This window comes from Streptomyces sp. NPDC091279, assembly GCF_044757465.1.
GTDB lineage: Bacteria > Actinomycetota > Actinomycetes > Streptomycetales > Streptomycetaceae > Streptomyces.
The window spans coordinates 1-18,212 of sequence record NZ_JBIVVA010000001.1 but is presented as its reverse complement, the minus strand read 5'-3'; the positions used below and the strand labels follow the sequence as shown (position 1 = coordinate 18,212).

At 72.3% G+C, this 18,212-nt stretch carries 14 protein-coding genes, 1 pseudogene and 1 riboswitch; of the genes and pseudogenes, 11 read left to right on the top strand and 4 right to left on the bottom strand.

Going from position 1 to position 18,212, the window contains the following annotated elements; genetic code table 11:
• Positions 1-2: 2 nt before the first annotated feature.
• Both ACIQOU_RS00075 and ACIQOU_RS00070 read left to right on the top strand, forming a co-directional pair.
• Positions 3-311 carry a hypothetical protein gene (locus ACIQOU_RS00075; RefSeq protein ID WP_401533595.1) on the top strand — a complete coding sequence of 103 codons (309 nt, stop codon included), beginning with the start codon at positions 3-5 and terminating at the stop codon, positions 309-311.
• A gap of 310 nt (positions 312-621) precedes the next feature.
• Positions 622-836: riboswitch (cyclic di-AMP (ydaO/yuaA leader) on the top strand.
• A gap of 3 nt (positions 837-839) precedes the next feature.
• Positions 840-1,313 (top strand): C40 family peptidase, encoded by a 474-nt coding sequence (locus ACIQOU_RS00070; protein ID WP_401532519.1) that lies wholly within the window; start codon positions 840-842, stop codon positions 1,311-1,313.
• A gap of 146 nt (positions 1,314-1,459) precedes the next feature.
• Here the strand turns inward: ACIQOU_RS00070 and ACIQOU_RS00065 are convergent, their stop codons facing one another.
• Positions 1,460-1,918 carry an ATP-binding protein gene (locus ACIQOU_RS00065; protein ID WP_401532517.1) on the bottom strand — a complete coding sequence of 153 codons (459 nt, stop codon included), beginning with the start codon at positions 1,916-1,918 and terminating at the stop codon, positions 1,460-1,462.
• Positions 1,919-2,128: 210 nt separating this feature from the next.
• Here ACIQOU_RS00065 and ACIQOU_RS00060 point away from each other — a divergent pair, with 210 nt between their 5' ends.
• Entirely contained in the window at positions 2,129-2,989 is an 861-nt protein-coding gene (locus ACIQOU_RS00060; RefSeq protein ID WP_401532516.1) for a helix-turn-helix domain-containing protein, read from the top strand.
• A 9-nt stretch (positions 2,990-2,998) separates the two neighbouring features.
• Positions 2,999-3,226 carry a DUF397 domain-containing protein gene (locus ACIQOU_RS00055; protein ID WP_401532515.1) on the top strand — a complete coding sequence of 76 codons (228 nt, stop codon included), beginning with the start codon at positions 2,999-3,001 and terminating at the stop codon, positions 3,224-3,226.
• 78 nt (positions 3,227-3,304) lie between these two features.
• On the opposite strand, the gene ACIQOU_RS00050 is transcribed toward ACIQOU_RS00055, so the two are convergent.
• Both ACIQOU_RS00050 and ACIQOU_RS00045 read right to left on the bottom strand, forming a co-directional pair.
• On the bottom strand, positions 3,305-4,432 hold the full coding sequence (locus ACIQOU_RS00050) for an 8-amino-7-oxononanoate synthase (protein ID WP_401532514.1): 1,128 nt from the start codon (positions 4,430-4,432) through the stop codon (positions 3,305-3,307).
• A gap of 65 nt (positions 4,433-4,497) precedes the next feature.
• Entirely contained in the window at positions 4,498-5,730 is a 1,233-nt protein-coding gene (locus ACIQOU_RS00045; protein ID WP_401533593.1) for an ROK family protein, read from the bottom strand.
• Positions 5,731-6,019: 289 nt separating this feature from the next.
• On the opposite strand from ACIQOU_RS00045, the gene ACIQOU_RS00040 reads away from it, so the two are divergent.
• The 7 genes from ACIQOU_RS00040 (at position 6,020) to bioD (ending at position 15,824) form a co-directional block, all read left to right on the top strand.
• Positions 6,020-7,396, top strand: a complete 1,377-nt coding sequence (locus ACIQOU_RS00040; protein WP_401532513.1) for an extracellular solute-binding protein — start codon at positions 6,020-6,022, stop codon at positions 7,394-7,396.
• Between the two features lie 26 nt (positions 7,397-7,422).
• Positions 7,423-8,310, top strand: a complete 888-nt coding sequence (locus ACIQOU_RS00035) for a carbohydrate ABC transporter permease (protein ID WP_401532512.1) — start codon at positions 7,423-7,425, stop codon at positions 8,308-8,310.
• Complete coding sequence (locus ACIQOU_RS00030; RefSeq protein WP_401532511.1) at positions 8,310-9,206, top strand: carbohydrate ABC transporter permease; 897 nt, start codon at positions 8,310-8,312, stop codon at positions 9,204-9,206. The genes ACIQOU_RS00035 and ACIQOU_RS00030 overlap by 1 nt, the downstream gene beginning before the upstream one ends.
• A 60-nt stretch (positions 9,207-9,266) precedes the next feature.
• Positions 9,267-12,332 (top strand): alpha-mannosidase, encoded by a 3,066-nt coding sequence (locus ACIQOU_RS00025; protein WP_401532510.1) that lies wholly within the window; start codon positions 9,267-9,269, stop codon positions 12,330-12,332.
• A 235-nt stretch (positions 12,333-12,567) separates the two neighbouring features.
• Positions 12,568-13,821: a biotin synthase BioB gene (gene bioB, locus ACIQOU_RS00020; protein WP_401532507.1), complete on the top strand. Its 1,254-nt coding sequence runs from the start codon at positions 12,568-12,570 to the stop codon at positions 13,819-13,821.
• Positions 13,814-15,106 carry an adenosylmethionine--8-amino-7-oxononanoate transaminase gene (locus ACIQOU_RS00015; protein WP_401532506.1) on the top strand — a complete coding sequence of 431 codons (1,293 nt, stop codon included), beginning with the start codon at positions 13,814-13,816 and terminating at the stop codon, positions 15,104-15,106. Before bioB ends, ACIQOU_RS00015 begins: the two co-directional genes overlap by 8 nt.
• 1 nt (position 15,107) lies before the next feature.
• Entirely contained in the window at positions 15,108-15,824 is a 717-nt protein-coding gene (bioD, locus tag ACIQOU_RS00010) for a dethiobiotin synthase (protein ID WP_401532504.1), read from the top strand.
• A 462-nt stretch (positions 15,825-16,286) separates the two neighbouring features.
• Here bioD and ACIQOU_RS00005 read toward each other — a convergent pair.
• Positions 16,287-17,576, bottom strand: a pseudogene (locus ACIQOU_RS00005) (LuxR C-terminal-related transcriptional regulator); the annotation flags it as partial.
• Between the last annotated feature and the right edge of the window lie 636 nt (positions 17,577-18,212).

Sequence of the window (18,212 nt, the reverse complement as noted above, 5' to 3'; positions counted from 1 at the left end):
CGGTGCTGCCGCCCGAGCTGCCGCCGCTGCCCGCGCTCACCCGCGCCGAGGGCGAGTTGATCGACCGTTACCTCGACGTCGTCGACCTGCTGGGCCGGATCAACCCGGGCCGCCAGGACGACACGTACGCCGCGCTGCGGGCCGCCCAGGCGCTGGCGTCCCGGGCCGCCGGACTGCGGGACGCGCTGGCCGCGATGCACCAGCGGGGCGAGCGGGAGCTGCACGCCTCGACACTGGCGCGCGCCCTGCGGGTGCTGGACGGCGAACGCCGGTCGGCCCGGGTCACCGTGCCGCCACCCTCCGGCAGTTGACGCGGTCGTAGGAAGCGTCCAGCGGCCGGTTGAAACGGGCCGAACGACTTACCCCCATTCGAAGGACTGAGAGGTCCTTTTCCGGGGTGCCTGAGTTGCGCGACCGGCGGGACACACACCCGGAACAGGACATTCCACCGCTGGTCCGGGCCTCCCCCACCCCCTCGCGCGCGGCGCGGATCGAGGGATGTCCACCCGAATGGACCAGCGGTGAGGAACAACACAAATCCCCGGTTCCATTGGGTTTTTCGTACTTCCGTACGCCAAGATCCCTGACTGACGACAAGCCCCCGCCACAGCGGCGGGGCGGTCCGGGCGGACGCCGAGTCCTGCCGCCGCCCGGATGCCCGGTCGACAGGAGTGGATCGGCAGGAGTGGAGGACCCGAGCATGACGGGTCGCCGGGACGGTCACACCATGACCGGGTCCGAGCAGCCCTTGGGGTGAAGCCGTGGCAACGCGGCCGGGCAACTTCGCCAGCCCGAATCCGACAGGTCATCCTTCACAGGCGGCTGACGAAGGGTTGCGCATGACTGCGCTCAATCGTGTCCCGTCGCTCATGGTCCGGGCCGGTACGGCCTCGGCCCTCACCCTCGCCGCCGTCAGCGGCTCGGTGGTGCTTCCCGGTGTCGCCACTGACGCCTCGGCAGCCACACCCGCGACGAAGGCACTTCAGGTGGCGGCCTCGAAGAAGGGCTCCCCCTACCGGTACGGCTCCACGGGTCCTGGCCGGTTCGACTGCTCCGGGCTCACGTTGTACTCGTTCAAGAAGGCGGGCAAGAGCCTGCCAAGGACGGCCGCCCAGCAGTACAACAAGACCCACCACGTCTCCTCCGCGAGCCGCAAGGCGGGGGATCTCGTGTTCTTCCACTCGGGGTCCAGCGTCTACCACGTCGGCATCTACGCCGGTCAGGGGAAGATCTGGCACGCCCCGAAGACCGGGGACGTGGTCCGGCTCCAGAAGATCTGGACGAAGAGCGTCTGGTACGGCCGGGTCAGCTGACCCGTCCCGCCCGCCTGACCTGTCCGGTCCGTCCGAGCGTCCGTGAGGACACCGGCAGGTGACGCCGTCGCCGCAGCGGCCTCTCCCGGCCCCGCGGTGGCGGCTCAGGCGTGTCCGGGGCCCTTTCCGCGGCCCCCGCCGCCGTCCTACGGCTCCTGGAGGACCGGGCTGGCCACCGGCCGGTCCGGGGCCGTCCACGGGAGTTCGATCGAGACGGTCTTGCCGCCCTCCCGGGTGGCCCGCACCCGCACCCGGCCCCCGCACTCGGCGGTGAGCCAGCGGATGATCACCATGCCGCGCCCGTTGTCCTGCTGCACGGCGGCGGGCAGCCGCCTCGGGAACCGCGGATGGCTGTCGGTGACCCCGATGCACAGGTGCTCCTCCCGCTCCAGGACGACGTCCACCCTGAAGGTCGGTGACTGGCCGAAGGTGTGCTGCACGGCGTTGGTCGCCAGCTCCGAGACGATCAGACGGACCGTTTCCGCAGCGTCGGTACCGGCCCCGAGCCCCCACTCCGCGAGCGTCGAGGCCACATAGCCGCGGGCTGCGGAGACCGAGGCCGGATCGCTCGGCAGAGTGATGGATGCTTTCCGATGGTCTGCCATGACGACATCGCCCCTTTCCCTCGGGACCGGAGTCCGGCACGGACTGGCGGGTTCGAGTACGGTCCCGGACTGGTGGTTCGGGCCAGAGTGCCATTCCCGCGCCGTCCCGGGTGACGATCCGCCAAGATATGCATATATCTGTCGCTCAAAGCGGTGAACTCTACGACGAGAGACCGTATTTGGGCGGCCCGGAAGGAGTAAGGAGTACCCATGCAACATGGTCCAGCCGTACGCCGGCGGAAACTCGGCGCGGAACTGCGCGCACTGCGCACGGAAACAGGATTCACGAGCGGCGAGGTGGCCCGCATCGTGGGATGGAACCAGTCGAAAGTCAGCCGGATCGAGACCGGTGTGAGTGGGGTGAAACAAGCCGACGTCCGCTTACTTCTGGACGCCTATCAGGTCACCGACCCCCAACAGCGGGAACTGCTGCTGGTGTTGGCGGGCGCCGACGAGAGTCCCGGCGGACACCACTGGTGGCACGCCTATCGCGGGGTGCTGCCGCCGACGTACCGGGACTTCATCAGCCTGGAGTCGCAGGCGACCGCGATGCGCACCCTGGAGACCTCCGTGGTGCCCGGGCTGCTCCAGACCCCGGCCTACGCACGGGCCGTGACCAGGGCCGCCGTGGACGGGCTCGACGACGAGCGGCTCGACGCGCTGGTCGCGGTCCGGCTGGCCCGGCAGGACGTGCTGCGCTCCCGGCAGCCGCTGACGCTGAGCGCGGTGCTCGACGAGGCGGTGCTGCACCGGCAGGTCGGCGGCCCCGAGGTCCGGGAGGAGCAGCTGCGGCACCTGATCGAGGCGGCCCAGCTTCCCCAAGTGCGGCTCCAGGTGCTGCCGTTCAGCGCCGGTGCGCATGTGGGGGTAACCGGCCCTTTCGTTGTTTTCTCATTTTCGAGCACTTCTGATCTGGACGTCGTTGTTCTGGATCACTTGACGAGTAGCCTCTACCTCGAACGGAAAGAAGACCTCCAGGCCTACACGGAGGCCTTCACCACCCTTCAGATCCACGCCCTCTCCCCCGAGGAATCGTTGGATTACATCGCCGGGATAGCTGACGGCGCGTAAGGAGGCACCATGTCAGCAATGCCTCGGAACGTCCCTTCCACCGTCGCACTGCACGGCGTGCGCTGGCTGCGCAGCAGCTACAGCACGGGAGCGAACAACTGCGTCGAGACGGCCCTGCCGCACACCGGCGAAGGCACGCGACTCCTCGCCGTACGCGACTCCAAGGACCCGGCAGGACCCGCGCTGCTCTTCTCCCCCGAGAGCTGGGCGGGCTTCACGGCCGCGTTCCGTGTCTGATCGGTTCTGATCGATTTCAGCCGGCTCCGGCGCGCCCGTGTCGGGCGGTGTACGGGCGCGTCACGGCATCCCGCCGGTTCAGGGGCGCGTCTCGCCGATCACCCGTACCGCCTGTGCGATCTGCGCCTCGGTGAGGTCCGCGCGGGCGGTCAGCCGGAGCCGGGAGATGCCGTCGGGCACGGAAGGAGGTCGGAAACAGCCCACGGCCACCTGGGCGGCCCGGCAGTCGGCCGCCCAGCGCACCGCGTCCTGCGGGGACGGGGCGCGCACGGAGACCACCGCGGCGTCCGGGCGCACCGCTTCGTGGCCCGCGGCGGTCAGCCGTGCGTGCAGGTCCCCGGCCACCTCCCGCGCGCGGGCGGCCCGCTCGGGCTCCCGGCGCAGCAGCCGCAGCGCCGCGAGGGCCGCGCCGACGGCGGCGGGGGCGAGGCCGGTGTCGAAGATGAACGTCCTGGCCGCGTTGACGAGATGGTCGATCACCCGGGCCGGTCCGAGGACGGCGCCGCCCTGGCTGCCGAGCGACTTGGACAGCGTCGCCGTCGCCACCACGTCGGCCGCCCCGGCGAGCCCGGCGGCATACGGGGCGCCCCGTCCGCCGTCCCCGAGAACGCCGAGCCCGTGGGCGTCGTCGACCAGCAGCCCGGCGCCGAACTCCCGGCAGGCTGCGGCGAGTTCGGGCAACGGGGCCGCGTCGCCGTCGACCGAGAAGACCGAGTCGGACACCACCAGGGCCGGGCCCTCGTGGGTGCGCAGCGCCTTGCGGACGCCGTCGGGGTCGGCGTGCCCGACGACCTGTCGTCCGGCGCGGGCCAGGCGGCAGCCGTCGATCAGGGAGGCGTGGTTGCCGGCGTCGCTGACGAGCAGGGAGCCGTGCGGGGCGAGCGCGGTGACGGCGGCGAGGTTGGCCGCGTAGCCGGAGGAGAAGACGAGGGCCGCCTCGACACCGTAGAACGCGGCGAGTTCACGTTCCAGTTCGGCGTGGAGTTCGGTGGAGCCGGTGACGAGCCGGGAGCCGGTGGCGCCGCCGCCCCAGGTCCGGGCCGCGCGGGCGGCGCCCTCGGTCACCTCGGGGTGCCGGGCGAGGCCGAGGTAGTCGTTGCTCGCGAGGTCCAGGAGCGGGGAGTCGGCCGGGCGTGGCCGCAGGGTCCTGACCAGTCCGGCGCGGCGCCGCGCCGCGGCCTGCTCGTCGATCCAGCCGAACGCCATGGCTCGCTCCTCCGGTGCACTGGTCGGGTCTGGTGACCCCGACAGTACGGGGCGCTCCTGGCGGCTCAGCCGTCGGTCAGCATGCCCCAGCCGGGGGCGTAGTTGCCGTGCAGGACCAGGGAGGCGGCGCCGACCGCGCCCACGGTGTCGCCTATGACGCTGCGTTCGACGGCTATGGGCCGGATCGTGCGGGCGACGGAGGTGGCGTTGACGGCCTCGGTGATCTCCTCGCACAGCAGGGGTTCGATGCCGCGCAGCGCCTCGCCGCCGAGGACGACCCGGCTGACGTCGAGCAGGCCGACGGTGCCGCGGACGGCCTGGGCGAGGCGGCGGGCGACCTGGCGGACGACGTCCCGGGCGGCGGGGTCGCCGGTGCGGGCGGCCCGGCGCAGGCACTTCCAGTCCCGGTGCAGGGTGTCGGGGGTGCCGGTGACGCCGATCCGGTCGGCGGCGGCCCTGCCGTGCCGGCGCAGCAGGTCGTCGACGATCGCGGACGGGGTGCAGTAGGGCCCGAGACAGCCCCGGCTGCCGCAGTGGCAGACCCGGTCGCCGGGTTCGACGGCGAGGTGGCCGAACTCTCCGGCGTTGCCCGAATCGCCGTGCAGGATCGTGTTGTTGAGGACGATGCCCGCGCCGATCCCGGTGCCGAGGTAGACGAAGAGGAAGCTGCCCGCGCGGGCCCTGCCGCCGATCCAGCGCTCGCCTATCGCGGCGGCGGTGGCGTCGTTGTCGAGCGCGACGGACATCCCGGTGGCGTCGGCGAACAGGTCGACGAGCGGGACGCGCCCCCAGCCCGGCAGGTTGGGTGGGTCGACGACGCTGCCGTCGGAGCTGTCGATCGGGCCCGGGGCGGCGATGCCCAGGCCGAGCAGGCGGGAGGTGTCCACCTCGGAGCGGGCCACCAGCCGCAGCGCCGCCCGCGCGACCCGGTCCACGACGTCGGCGGGGTCGCTCGGCGCGGTCAGCCGCAGTCGGCGGCTGGTGAGGACCTCGCCGGCCAGGTCGACCAGGACGATGACGGCGCGGTCGGGGTCGAGGTGGACGCCGAGCGCGTAGGCGCCGTCGGGGCGGGGGGAGAGCAGGGTGCGGCGCTTGCCGCCGCTGGAGGGGGCCTGGCCGGACTCGGTGACCAGGCCGATGTCGAGCAGTCTGCGGACGACGTTGGACACGGTCTGGTTGGTCAGGCCGGTCAGCCCCGCCAGTTCGACGCGGCTCACGGGGCCGCCGGTGCGGATCGCGTCCAGCACCACGGCCTGGTTGAACCCGCCGACCCGCGGCAGGTTCGTCCCACCGAGCATCGTCACCTGTCGGTCACCTACCGCACCTCGCGTCGTGTCGTGTGACCCCGTGGGGTCCGGTCGCGGCGGACCGGCTCACAGGGTAGGCGCAGGGCGCCGTCGGTCACAGAATTTAACACCGAAGAAGCGTTGACTTAATCAATCAATTGGATTTAGCTGTCGCCCACCAAACAGCCGGAAGAGGCCGGGGCACGGGACGTGGTCGAGTCCGGCGCAGGCCCCGCACGGCTCGCCTGTAGTCCGCACGTCATCGCGGCTTGCCGCCAGGTCGCGTTCCGGAGGAACCACTGTGCGTTCGAAATTCATCGCCGTCGCGGCCCTCACCGCCGCCACCGCTCTGGTCGCCACCGGATGCGGTTCGGGTTCGTCAGGAAGCTCCGCCAAGTCGATCAAGGTCGTCTACTGGCAGAACCTGAACAGCACGAACAAGATCCAGGCGAACTACCTCGCCTCGATGGTGAAGCAGTTCACCCAGGCCCATCCGGGCACCAAGGTGACCCTCGTCCCGGTCACCGCCTCCGAGAACGACTACTACACGAAGATCCAGCTCATGATGCGGTCCCCCGCGACCGCCCCCGACCTGGTCTACGAGGACACCGCACTCATCAACTCCGACATCGCGGGCGGCTATCTCAAGCCGCTGGACGCGTACACCGGGACGTGGGCGGACTGGTCGCAGTACGCGAGCGCCTCCAAGGGCGCGGTGACCGGTACCTCGGACGGCAAGATCTACGGGGTGCCGGACAACACCGACACGCGCGGGATCTGGTACGACAAGCAGCTCTTCAAGAAGGCCGGCATCGCGGTGCCCTGGCAGCCGAAGACCTGGGCCGACGTGCTCTCGGCCGCCCGCACGGTGAAGGCGAAGCTGCCCGGGGTGACCCCGCTGAACCTCTACACCGGCAGCGCGGGCGGCGAGGCGTCCTCCATGCAGGGCTTCGAGATGCTCCTGTATGGCACCCCGGCCGGCGACGCGTCCCTCTACGACGCCTCCCAGAAGAAGTGGGTGGTGGGCAGCAAGGCCTTCAAGGACGCGCTGACCTTCGTGCACACCGTGTACGGGGAGAAGCTCGGCCCGTCGGCGTCCCAGGCGCTGGGCGCCAACTTCGGCACCACCGTCGGCACCGAGCTGCTGCCCGAGGGCAAGCTCGCGATGGACATCGACGGCTCGTGGATGCCCAACAACTGGGGCGCGAGCGACAGCAAGCCGTGGAGCGAGTGGAACTCGGTGATGGGCACCGCCGCGATGCCCACGCAGAACGGTCAGGCGCCCGGCAAGACATCGATGTCAGGCGGCTGGGCCTGGTCGGTCCCGGCCAAGGCGGGCAACCCCGACCTGGCGTGGACGTTCCTCAAGTCGATCCAGACGAAGGCGAGTTCCGCGAAGTGGAACGCCGTCAACTCCACCATCGCGGTCCGCTCGGACGTGGCCGCCGACCCGACGTACCTGAACGCGGTCCCGACCAACACGTTCTTCACCCAGCTGGTGTCCTCGACCCACTACCGGCCCGGGCTGCCCGCCTACAACCAGGTGTCGACGGCGATCCAGAAGGCCATGGAGTCGGTGACCACCGGTCAGGCGTCGGTGGCCAAGGCCGCCGCCACCTTCGACAGTGACGTGATCGCCGCCGTCGGCAAGGACAAGACCGTCCAGGGCGCCTCGTGAGCACGGCGACCCCCCTCCGGAGGGCCGTGCGCCGGCCCTCCGGGGCTCCCTCCCCGGTCCGGGCGCTGCTGCGCGGGCTGCCCACGCTGCCGGCCGTGATCCTGCTGGCCGTCTTCCTGGCCGGGCCGATCGGCTACTGCGTGTACTACGCCTTCACCAACATGCAGTTGACCGGCGCGGGCACCACCCGCTTCGTCGGCCTGGACAACTTCACCCGGGCCTTCGGGGACCCCGACTTCCTCAACGCGGTCTGGCTGACCCTGGTCTTCGTGATCGGCTCCGCCGTCGTCGGCCAGAACACCCTGGGCCTCGCGCTGGCCGTGCTGATGGAGAAGGCCACCAAGCCGATCCGGGCGCTGACCAACGGCGTCGTGATCGCCGCGTGGGTGCTGCCCGAGGTGGTCGCCGGTTATCTGATGTACGCGTTCTTCTTCGACCAGGGCTCGCTCAACTCGGTCCTGGGCGCTTTCGGGCTGCCGCAGCAGAACTGGCTGTACACGATGCCGATCCTGGCGGTGTGCCTGGCCAACGTCTGGCGCGGCACCGCGTTCTCGATGATGGTCTTCTCCGCCGCCCTCAACGACGTGCCCCAGGAGCTTCTGGAGGCCGCCGAGATGGACGGCGCGGGCCCGTGGCAGCGGCTGTGGCGGATCGTGCTGCCGACCATCCGGCGCTCGATCATGACCAACCTGATGCTGATCACGCTCCAGACCCTGTCGGTCTTCGGCCTGATCTACACCATGACCCGCGGCGGTCCCGGCAACAAGAGCGAGACGCTGCCCATCTTCATGTACCAACAGGCGTTCCAGAACAGCCTGATCGGCTACGGCACGGCGATCGCCCTGGTGCTCCTGGTGGTCGGTGCCCTCTTCTCCGTCGTCTACATCCGGCTGCTCACACTGGAGGACGACTGATGGCCGTCGCCTCGCCCTCGCGCGTCACCTCCGTCCCGACCGACGCCCTCGCCGCGGGTCACGCGCCCCTCGGGCGCCGCCTCCGGCTCGGCCGGATCACGGTCAACGTCGTCCTGCTGGCGGTGTCGCTGCTCTATGTGCTGCCGCTGCTGTGGATGGTGCTGGCCTCGGTCAGCGACACCAGCAGCTTCAAGCTGACGCTGCCGTCCGCGCTCACGCTCGACAACTTCGACGCGATCCTCAACGTCGGCACGACCTTCCGGCCGATGCTCAACAGCCTGCTGCTGTGCGGTTTCGCGACGCTGGTGACGGTGGCGGTGTCGATCCTCGCCGCCTATCCGCTGTCCCGGTACCGCTCCCGGCTGCGGCGGCCGTTCCTCTACACGATCCTGTTCTCCACCGGGCTGCCGATCACCGCCGTGATGATCCCCGTGTACAGCATGTTCGTGCAGATCAACCTGATCGACTCGATGCCCGGCACCACGCTGTTCCTGGCCGCCTCCTCGTTGCCGTTCGGGATCTGGCTGATGAAGAGCTTCATGGACGGCGTGCCGATGGTGCTGGAGGAGGCCGCGCGGATCGACGGCGCCCACACCATGCAGGTGCTGTGGCGGGTGGTGCTGCCGTTGATGAAGCCGGGGGTCGTGGTCGTCACGATCTTCACGTTCATCGGCATGTGGGGGAACTTCTTCGTCCCCTTCATCCTGCTGCTGTCGCCGGACAAACTCCCGGCCTCCGTCAGCGTGTTCACGTTCCTCAGCGCCCACGACCAGACCCAGTACGGGCAGCTCTCGGCGTTCTCGATCATCTACTCGCTGCCCGTCGTCCTGCTCTACCTCCTGCTCTCGCGCAAGCTCGGCGGCGGTTTCGCCCTCGGCGGCGCCTTCAAGGGCTGACCCACCCCGTCGTCACGGGCCGAACCCCCCACTCCTCCCCCGCCACCACGGAGACACCCCATGCACAACGACCGTGAAGTCGCCGAGCAGCGACTGCACCGGGTGCTGAACGAACGCGTACGCCCCGCCGTCCACGCCCGCGCCGTCCCGCTGCGCGTCGAGATCTGGGACCCGCCGGGCGAGCCGGTGCCGGTCGCCGAGGGGCTCGCGGCGCCCTACCGTCCGGCCCGGGTGGGCGACGACTGGGGGCCGGCCTGGTCGACCAGCTGGTTCAAGGTGAGCGGGACCGTGCCGGCCGAGTGGGCCGGGCTGCCGGTGGAGGCGGTGCTCGACCTCGGGTTCGCCACCCACTCCGCCGGGTTCTCCGCCGAGGGCCTGGTCTACCGCGCCGACGGCACGGCGGTGAAGGCGCTCAACCCGCGCAACCTCTGGCTGCCGGTGAGTGAAGCGGCCGCCGGGGGCGAGGAGTTCACCGCGTTCATCGAGGCCGCCGCCAACCCCGTCGTCATGCACACCGGACCCGACTCGCTCTCCTTCGGGCCCACCGCCGTCGGCGGGCGGGCCCCCTGGATCGGCGACCCGGCCGCCGACCCGGGCGCGCCCCTGTACCGGCTGCGCCGCCTGGACCTGGCCGTCTTCGACCGGAACGTCCATGAGCTGGTCCAGGATCTGGACGTGCTCGGGCAGCTCATGCACGAGCTGTCCCCGGACGCGCCGCGCCGCTGGCAGATCCTGCGGGCCGTCGAACGCGCCCTGGACCTGGTCGACCTCCAGGACATCGGCGGCAGCGCGGCGGCCGCCCGCGCGGCGCTGGTACCGGCGCTGACGGCGCCCGCGAGCGCCAGCGCCCACCGGGTCTCCGCTGTCGGGCACGCCCATATCGACACGGCGTGGCTGTGGCCGCTGCGCGAGACGGTCCGCAAGGTCGCGCGGACCGTCTCCAACGTCACCCAACTCATGGACGACCACCCGGAGTTCAAGTTCGTGATGTCCCAGGCGCAGCAGCTCGCCTGGCTCAAGGAGCACCGGCCCGAGGTGTACGCGCGGGCCCAGGAGAAGGCGCGGACCGGTCAGTTCCTGCCCACCGGGAGCCTGTGGGTGGAGCCCGACACGAACATCAGCGGCGGTGAGGCGCTGGCCCGCCAGTTCGTCCATGGCAAGCGGTTCTACCTGGAGGAGTTCGGGGTCGAGACCGAGGAGATGTGGCTGCCGGACACCTTCGGTTACAACGCGGCCCTGCCGCAGCTGATGAAGCTGGCGGGGGTGCGCTGGTTCCTCACGCAGAAGATCTCCTGGAACACCACCAACAAGTTCCCGCATCACACCTTCTGGTGGGAGGGCATCGACGGCACCCGTATCTTCAGCCACTTCCCGCCCGTCGACAGCTACAACGGCGAGCTGTCCGGCGCGGAGATCGCGCACAGCGTCCGCAACTTCCAGGACAAGGCGGCCGCCAACTCCTCGCTGATTCCCTTCGGTTACGGCGACGGCGGCGGCGGTCCCACCCGGGAGATGCTGGCCCGGGCCTCGCGCCTGAAGGACCTGGAGGGGTCGGCGCGGATCGACATCGAGGGTCCCGCCGACTTCTTCCCGCGCGCGCACGCGGAGTTCGAGGCGAACGGCGGCGCCCCCGTCTGGTCGGGAGAGCTGTACCTGGAGTTCCACCGGGGCACCCTGACCAGCCAGTTGGCCACCAAGCAGGGCAACCGGCGCAGCGAACACCTGTTGCGGGAGGCCGAGTTGTGGGCGGCGACGGCGGCCGTCCGGCACGGGCAGCCGTATCCGTACGACGCCCTGGACCGGTTGTGGAAGACGGTGCTGCTGCACCAGTTCCACGACATCCTGCCCGGCACGTCGATCGCCTGGGTGCACCGGGAGGCGGAGGAGACCTACGCCGCCGTCGCCGAAGAACTGGGCGCGCTGATCGACGCCGCCCAGCGGGAGTTGGCCGGTCTGGAGGGTGACGGCACGATCGTGTTCAACGCCGCTCCGCACGCCCGCGCGGGCGTCCCGGCCTTCGGCGCCGTCCCCCGCGCCGAGGTCCCCGGGTCCGTGGCGCCGGTGCCGGACGGGGACGGGTTCGTCCTGGACAACGGCCTGGTGCGGATCGTCGTCGACGCGCAGGGTCTGATCGTCTCCGCGCGGGATCTCGTGGCCGACCGGGAGGCGCTGCCGCCGGGGGCGCGGGCCAACCTGCTCCAGCTGCACCAGGACTTCCCCAACCAGTGGGACGCCTGGGACATCGACGTCTTCTACCGCAACACCGTGCGCGATCTGGTCGACGCCGAGTCCGTCACCGCCACCGGCGACGGCATCCGGGTGGTGCGGGCCTTCGGCGCCTCCCGCGTCGAGCAGACCCTGACCCTGCCGACCGGCTCCCGGCAGCTGGTCGTCGACACCGTCGTCGACTGGCACGAGCGGGAACGGCTGCTGAAGGCGGCGTTCCCGCTGGACGTGCGGGCGGCGCACTCCACCGCCGAGATCCCCTTCGGGCACGTGGAGCGCCCGACGCACACCAACACCAGTTGGGACGCGGCCAAGTTCGAGGTGTGCGCGCACCGCTTCCTGCACGTCGGTGAGCGGGACTGGGGGGCCGCGCTGGTCAACGACTCCACCTACGGCCACGAGGTCACCCGCGATGTCCGGGCCGACGGCGGCACCACCACCACGGTCCGCCTCTCCCTGCTGCGGTCGTCGCGCTTCCCCGACCCGGACGCCGACCAGGGCACCCACCGGCTGCGCTACGCGCTGGTGATCGGCGCCGATGTCGCCGACGCCGTCCGCGAGGGCTACCACCTGAACCTGCCCGAACGGGTCCTGCCGGGCAGCGCGAGCGTCGCCCCGTTGGTCGCGGTGGACCACGCCGGGGTGGTCGTCGAGGCCGTCAAGCTCGCCGACGACCGCAGCGGCGATGTCGTCGTCCGCCTCTACGAGGCCCACGGCGTCCGCGCCCGCGCCACCCTGAGCGCCGGTTTCCCGTTCACGTCCGCGAGGGTGACCGACCTGTTGGAACGTCCTCTGGAGGACCCGGCGAGCCACCATGTGACCGACGGTGAGGTCCAGTTGACGTTGCGCCCGTTCCAGATCCTCACCCTGCGTCTGCGCCCGGCGGCGCCCGGCGCCTGACCCGCTCGGCCCCCGGGAACGGTCTCACGCACAGGGAGTCCGTCCCCGGGGACCGCCGTCAGCCGGGCCGTGTCCCTTCCGCACCCGGAGAACGTCTGTCGGGTTGACACAAGCCACCCGGTGGTGGCGGCGGGACCACCCCGCGTCGATGTGGCCTTACCCACATGCCACATCGGGTGTGTTGTGGGAAGTCTCCATGGCCAAGGCGGCTCCGGGTAGGACAGGATCGGCTCCCATGGACCTGCTGAACACGCTGGTGGACAAGGGGCTGCGGCGCGAGGCGCCGACCCGCGAGGAAGCGCTGGCCGTGCTGGCCGCCTCCGACGACGACACGCTCGACGTGGTGGCCGCGGCCGGCAAGGTGCGCCGGCGCTGGTTCGGGCGGCGGGTGAAGCTCAACTACCTCGTCAACCTGAAGTCCGGGCTGTGCCCCGAGGACTGCTCCTACTGCTCCCAGCGGCTCGGCTCCCGGGCCGACATCCTCAAGTACACCTGGCTCAAGCCCGAACAGGCGTCCGAGGTGGCCGCCGCCGGGCTCGCCGGGGGTGCCAAGCGGGTCTGCCTGGTGGCGAGCGGGCGCGGGCCGACCGACCGGGACGTGGACCGGGTCTCGAAGACCATCAAGGCGATCAAGGACCAGAACGAGGGCGTCGAGGTGTGCGCCTGCCTCGGCCTGCTCTCCGACGGCCAGGCCGAACGGCTGCGCGAGGCGGGCGCCGACGCCTACAACCACAACCTCAACACGTCCGAGGCGACCTACGGGGACATCACCACCACCCACACCTACGCCGACCGCGTCGACACCGTCACCAAGGCGCACGCGGCCGGTCTGTCGCCCTGCTCCGGCCTGATCGCCGGTATGGGCGAGAGCGACGCGGACCTGGTGGACGTCGTCTTCGCGCTGCGCGCGCTCGACCCGGACTCGGTGCCGGTCAACTTCCTGATCCCGATGGAGGGCACGCCCCTGTCGGCGGAGTGGAACCTGACCCCGCAGCGCTGTCTGCGGATTCTCGCGATGGTCCGGTTCGTCTGCCCGGACGTGGAGGTGCGGGTCGCTGGCGGCCGCGAGGTCCATCTGCGCACGCTCCAGCCGCTCGCCCTGCACCTGGCCAACTCGATCTTCCTCGGCGACTACCTGACCAGCGAGGGCCAGGCGGGCCAGGCCGACCTGGACATGATCACGGACGCCGGTTTCGAGGTGGAGGGAGCCGGAGAGGTCACCCTGCCCCGACACCGGGCGACGGCCGGAGGCGGCTGCGGCTCGCACGGCGGCGACAACGGGGGCGGCTGCGGGTCCCACGGCGACGACAACGGGGGCGGGTGCGGCTCGCACGGTGGTTGTGGCAACGGCGGTGAGGGCGCCGGTGTCTGCGGGTCCGCGCCCGCCACCGCAGCGGCCTCCGCCCCGGCCGGGGTGAACGACGCGCGCACCGACCTGGTCGCCGTGCGCCGCCGGGGTGCCGGGACGGACGTCGCGCCCAATGCCTGACCCGGTGCCCGGTCTGTCCGTGCCCGAGCTGCTGGCCCTCGACCGACGGCACGTGTGGCATCCGTACGGGCCGATGCCGGGCCGCGCCGAACCCCTTGTGGTGGAGTCGGCGAGCGGGGTGCGGCTGCGGCTCGCCGACGGCTCGGGCGAGCTGGTCGACGGCATGGCGTCCTGGTGGTCGGCGATCCACGGCTACAACCACCCGGTGCTCAACGACGCCGCCCGCGCGCAGCTCGACCGGATGAGCCATGTGATGTTCGGCGGGCTCACCCACGAGCCCGCCGTCCGGCTCGCGAAACTCCTGGTCGACATGGCGCCCGAGGGGCTTGAGCATGTCTTCCTCGCCGACTCCGGTTCGGTGTCGGTCGAGGTCGCCGTCAAGATGTGCCTCCAGTACTGGCGTTCGCTCGGCCGCCCGGCCAAGCACCGGCTGCTGACCTGGCGCGGCGGCTACCACGGCGACACCTGGCAGCCGATGTCGGTGTGCGACCCCGAGGGCGGGATGCACGAGCTGTGGACCGGGGTGCTGCCCCGGCAGGTCTTCGTGGACGCCCCTCCGGCCGCGTACGACGAGGCGTACGCCGAGCGGCTGCGGGCGGCGATCGCCCGGCACGCCGACGAGTTGGCCGCGGTGATCGTGGAACCGGTGGTGCAGGGCGCGGGCGGGATGCGGTTCCACTCCCCCGCCTATCTGCGGGTGCTGCGGGAGGCGTGCGACGCGCACGACGTGCTGCTGGTGTTCGACGAGATCGCCACCGGGTTCGGGCGCACCGGCGCGTTGTTCGCGGCGGAGCACGCGGCCGTGACACCGGATGTGATGTGTGTCGGCAAGGCCCTGACCGGCGGTTATCTGACGATGGCGGCGACGCTGTGCACCCCGGGGGTGGCCGACGGGATCGCGCGCGGCGAGGTGCCGGTGCTCGCCCACGGGCCGACGTTCATGGCCAACCCGCTGGCCGCGGCCGTCGCCTGCGCCTCCATCGAGCTGCTGCTCGGGCAGGACTGGCGGGCCGAGGTGAAACGGATCGAGGCGGGCCTGACCGAGGGGCTCGCCCCGGCCCGGGAACTGCCCGGTGTGCGGGATGTGCGGGTGCTCGGCGCCATCGGGGTGGTGCAGCTGGACCACGACGTGGACATGGCCGCCGCGACCCGGGCCGCCGTCCGCGAGGGCGTGTGGCTGCGGCCGTTCCGTGACCTGGTCTACACGATGCCGCCGTACGTCACCGGGGACGTGGACGTGGCACGGATCGCCCGCGCGGTGTGCGCGGCGGCGCGGGAGGGATGACATGGCGATTCTGGTGATCACGGGCACGGGCACGGAGGTCGGCAAGACGGTCACGACGGCCGCCGTGGCCGCCGCCGCGCTGGCCGCCGGACGCACGGTGGCCGTGCTGAAGCCGGCGCAGACCGGGGTGGGGCCGCACGAGCCCGGCGACGCGGCCGAGGTCGCGCGGCTCGCGGGCCCGGTGACCACGGCCGAACTCGCCCGTTTCCCCGAGCCGTTGGCGCCGGGGACGGCGGCGCGGCGGGCCGGTCTGGCGCCGGTGCGCCCGCACGAGGTCGCCGAGGCCGCCGCCAAGCTGGCCACCGAGCACGATCTGGTGCTGGTGGAGGGGGCGGGCGGGCTGCTGGTGCGGTTCGACGCGGCGGGCGGCACGCTGGCCGACGCGGCGGTGCTGCTCGGTGCGCCGGTGCTGCTTGTCGCGTCGGCGGGCCTCGGCACCCTCAACACCACGGAACTGACGGCCCGTGAACTCCGCTCTCGCGAGCTGGAGTTGGCGGGCGTGGTGATCGGCAGCTGGCCCACCGACCCGGACCTGGCGACCCGCTGCAATGTGACCGACCTGCCCGAGGTGTCCGACGCCCCCCTCCTGGGCGCGGTACCTGCGGGAGCGGGTGCCTTCACCCCGGCCGCCTTCCGCGCCGGTGCGCCGAGTTGGCTGGCGCCGCGCCTGGACGGGACGTGGGACGCGGAGTCGTTCCGCGACGGGCAGACGGACTGAGGTCCGGCGACGCGCTTGCGGCACGGGGCAGTTGGAGGTGCGTGGCGTGCGGCGCCGTTCCGCGTGCGGCAGCGGCGCTGGACCCGCGCCGACGCGCACAGCCGACGTGAGCGCTGACGGCACGTCGACGCACCCACCCGGCATGGGCGCTGCCGCGCGCCAACGCCCCTTCCGCACCGGGCGCTTGCCCGTACACGGGGCACGGCGGGCGTCTCGCGCCGGGCCCGCGCACAGGCGTGCGCCCACGCACTCGCCTCACCGGGCAATTGCCGGGGGCGTGCCGGTCCGGTCCCGGGCGGGGCTGTCCCCCGGCCGGAACTTCCTTTCGCTGTACGCCCCTTGAGGGCTCCAGCCCGCCCTGAACTGCGTGGCGAGCCGGTCGAAGGCGTCGTAGGCCCGGGCGGAGTGACCAGGTGCGTCGGGTTCGTGCTCATCGGCATGGTGCAGGCCTGTGCGGTCGGGCTACGGCGTCAACAGGCGCACCAGGTCGATGCGGGAGCGGATGTCCAGGCGGCTGAAGACGCCCCGGAGGTGATGGTCGACGGTGCGGGGGCTCAGGGCGAGGCGGGCTGCGATCTCACGGTTGGTGGCGCCCTCGGCCGCCATCCGGGCGATCAGCAGTTGCTGGGCGGTGAGGCGGGCGGAGGGGTCGTCGGCGCCGGGGCCCGTCGCGGGGGCCGGGGCGCCCAGGGCGCGGAGTTCGGCGCGGGCCTGGGCCGCGCAGTGCGGGGCGCCGAAGCACTCGAACGCCTCCAGGGCGCTGTGCAGTCGGTCGACCGCCTCGGTCCTGCGGCGCAGTCGGCGCAGCGCGCCCCCCAACAGCAGCTCGGTACGGGCCCGTTCGAAGTCCCGGGTGCCGCGTGCGTGCAGGTCGAGCGCCGTCCGGTAGTGCTCGACCGCCTCGGCGCCGGGCGCGAGCAGGGCCCGGCAACGGGCGCTGAGGGCCAGGTCGTCGGGGCTGCGCACGGCGTCCGCCCAGCGTTGGTAGTCGGCGTGCGCGACCCGCGCGATCCGGGTGTCGCCGGTGCGGACGGCGGCCTCGACGTAGTGCGGGGTGGCCAGGTGCCGGATCGCACGGTGCCCGTGTCCGGGCCCGAACCCGGCGAGGGCGCGCAGCCGGGCGGCGGCGCCCGCGAACCGGCCGTCGGCCAGATCGAGGTAGGCCAGCGCCCACTGGGCGAGCGCGGCGGGCAGCCCGAGGCCGCGCGGAAGGGCGTAGGCGCGGGCGGCGGCGGCACGCTCCCGGCAGATGTCGGCCTCCCCGGTGAGGGCGGCGAACATGGCGAGGGCCGCCTGGAGATGGCAGGCGCCGTTGTCCTGGCCGGTGGCGTGGGCCTGGCTCAGGGCGTCGGCCGCGGTGGCCGCTCCGGCTCCGGGCCGGCCGGTCCAGAAGTCGGCGTAGGCCCGGAACTCCATGGCCTGCGAGACCGTCACGGTGATGCCGAGCGCGCGTGCGGAGGTGGCCGCGCGGAGGGTGGCGGTGGCGGCGCGGGTGTGGTCGCCGAGGAGCAGGGCGGCGATGCCGGAGTGCAGGAGCAGGGTGGGGTCACCGCCCGGAGCGTCCTGGTCGGCGGCCGCGCGCAGCTGGTCCCGGGCGTCCTCGTACCGCCCCTCGAAAGCCGCGGCGAGCCCGCCGAGCGTGCCGGGCACCGCGATCCCCAGCCGCGCGGCGACCCGGGCGGCCTCCCGGCAACGCCGCAGATCACCGGTGTAGACGGCGGCCTCGGTGGCCCGCGCGAGCAACTGCCGAGCGGCATCGGGGCCGGGACTCCAACCCCGCGCCCCTCGTGAGGAACAGCCCCGCGCCGCACGGTCGGCGCCTGGGGAACGCCGGTCGCCGCTCACCGGCCGGGCCTCCCCGCGGGGCCGGCTCACCGGTTGGGCCTCCTCGCCAGGCAGGGCATCGCCGGTGCCGGCCGGGTCGGCGCCGGGAGCACCGTTCCCTGCGGGGGCGCCCACGCGCGGGCCCACGGAAGCGGAAGGCCCGTCCCCACCTGGCAGGTCGACGCCGTCCCCTACGGGGTCGCCCGCACTCCAGCCCCCGGGACCAGAACGCCCACCCCCACCCGGCAGCGCATCCCCGGCCCCTGGTAGGTCGGCGCCGGGAGCGTCGTTCCGTAGGGGCACCGCCCGTTCGACGCCGTCACCCGGGTCCCCGCCCGCAGAACCGGAACGCCCGCCCCCACCCGGCAACGCATCCCGCACTGCCAACGGGCCCGCCGCCGGAGTGCCGTTCCCTCCGGAGCCCCCCGCAACCCGGGCCACGGAAGCGGAACGCCCCTCTCCCTCCGCTCCTCGGGCCTCCCCGTCCGGCAGCGCGTCGGACGTCTCCGCAGCGCGGGACGCACCCGGCAGGTCGGCGGCAGGGGCGCCGTTCCGTAGAGGCAC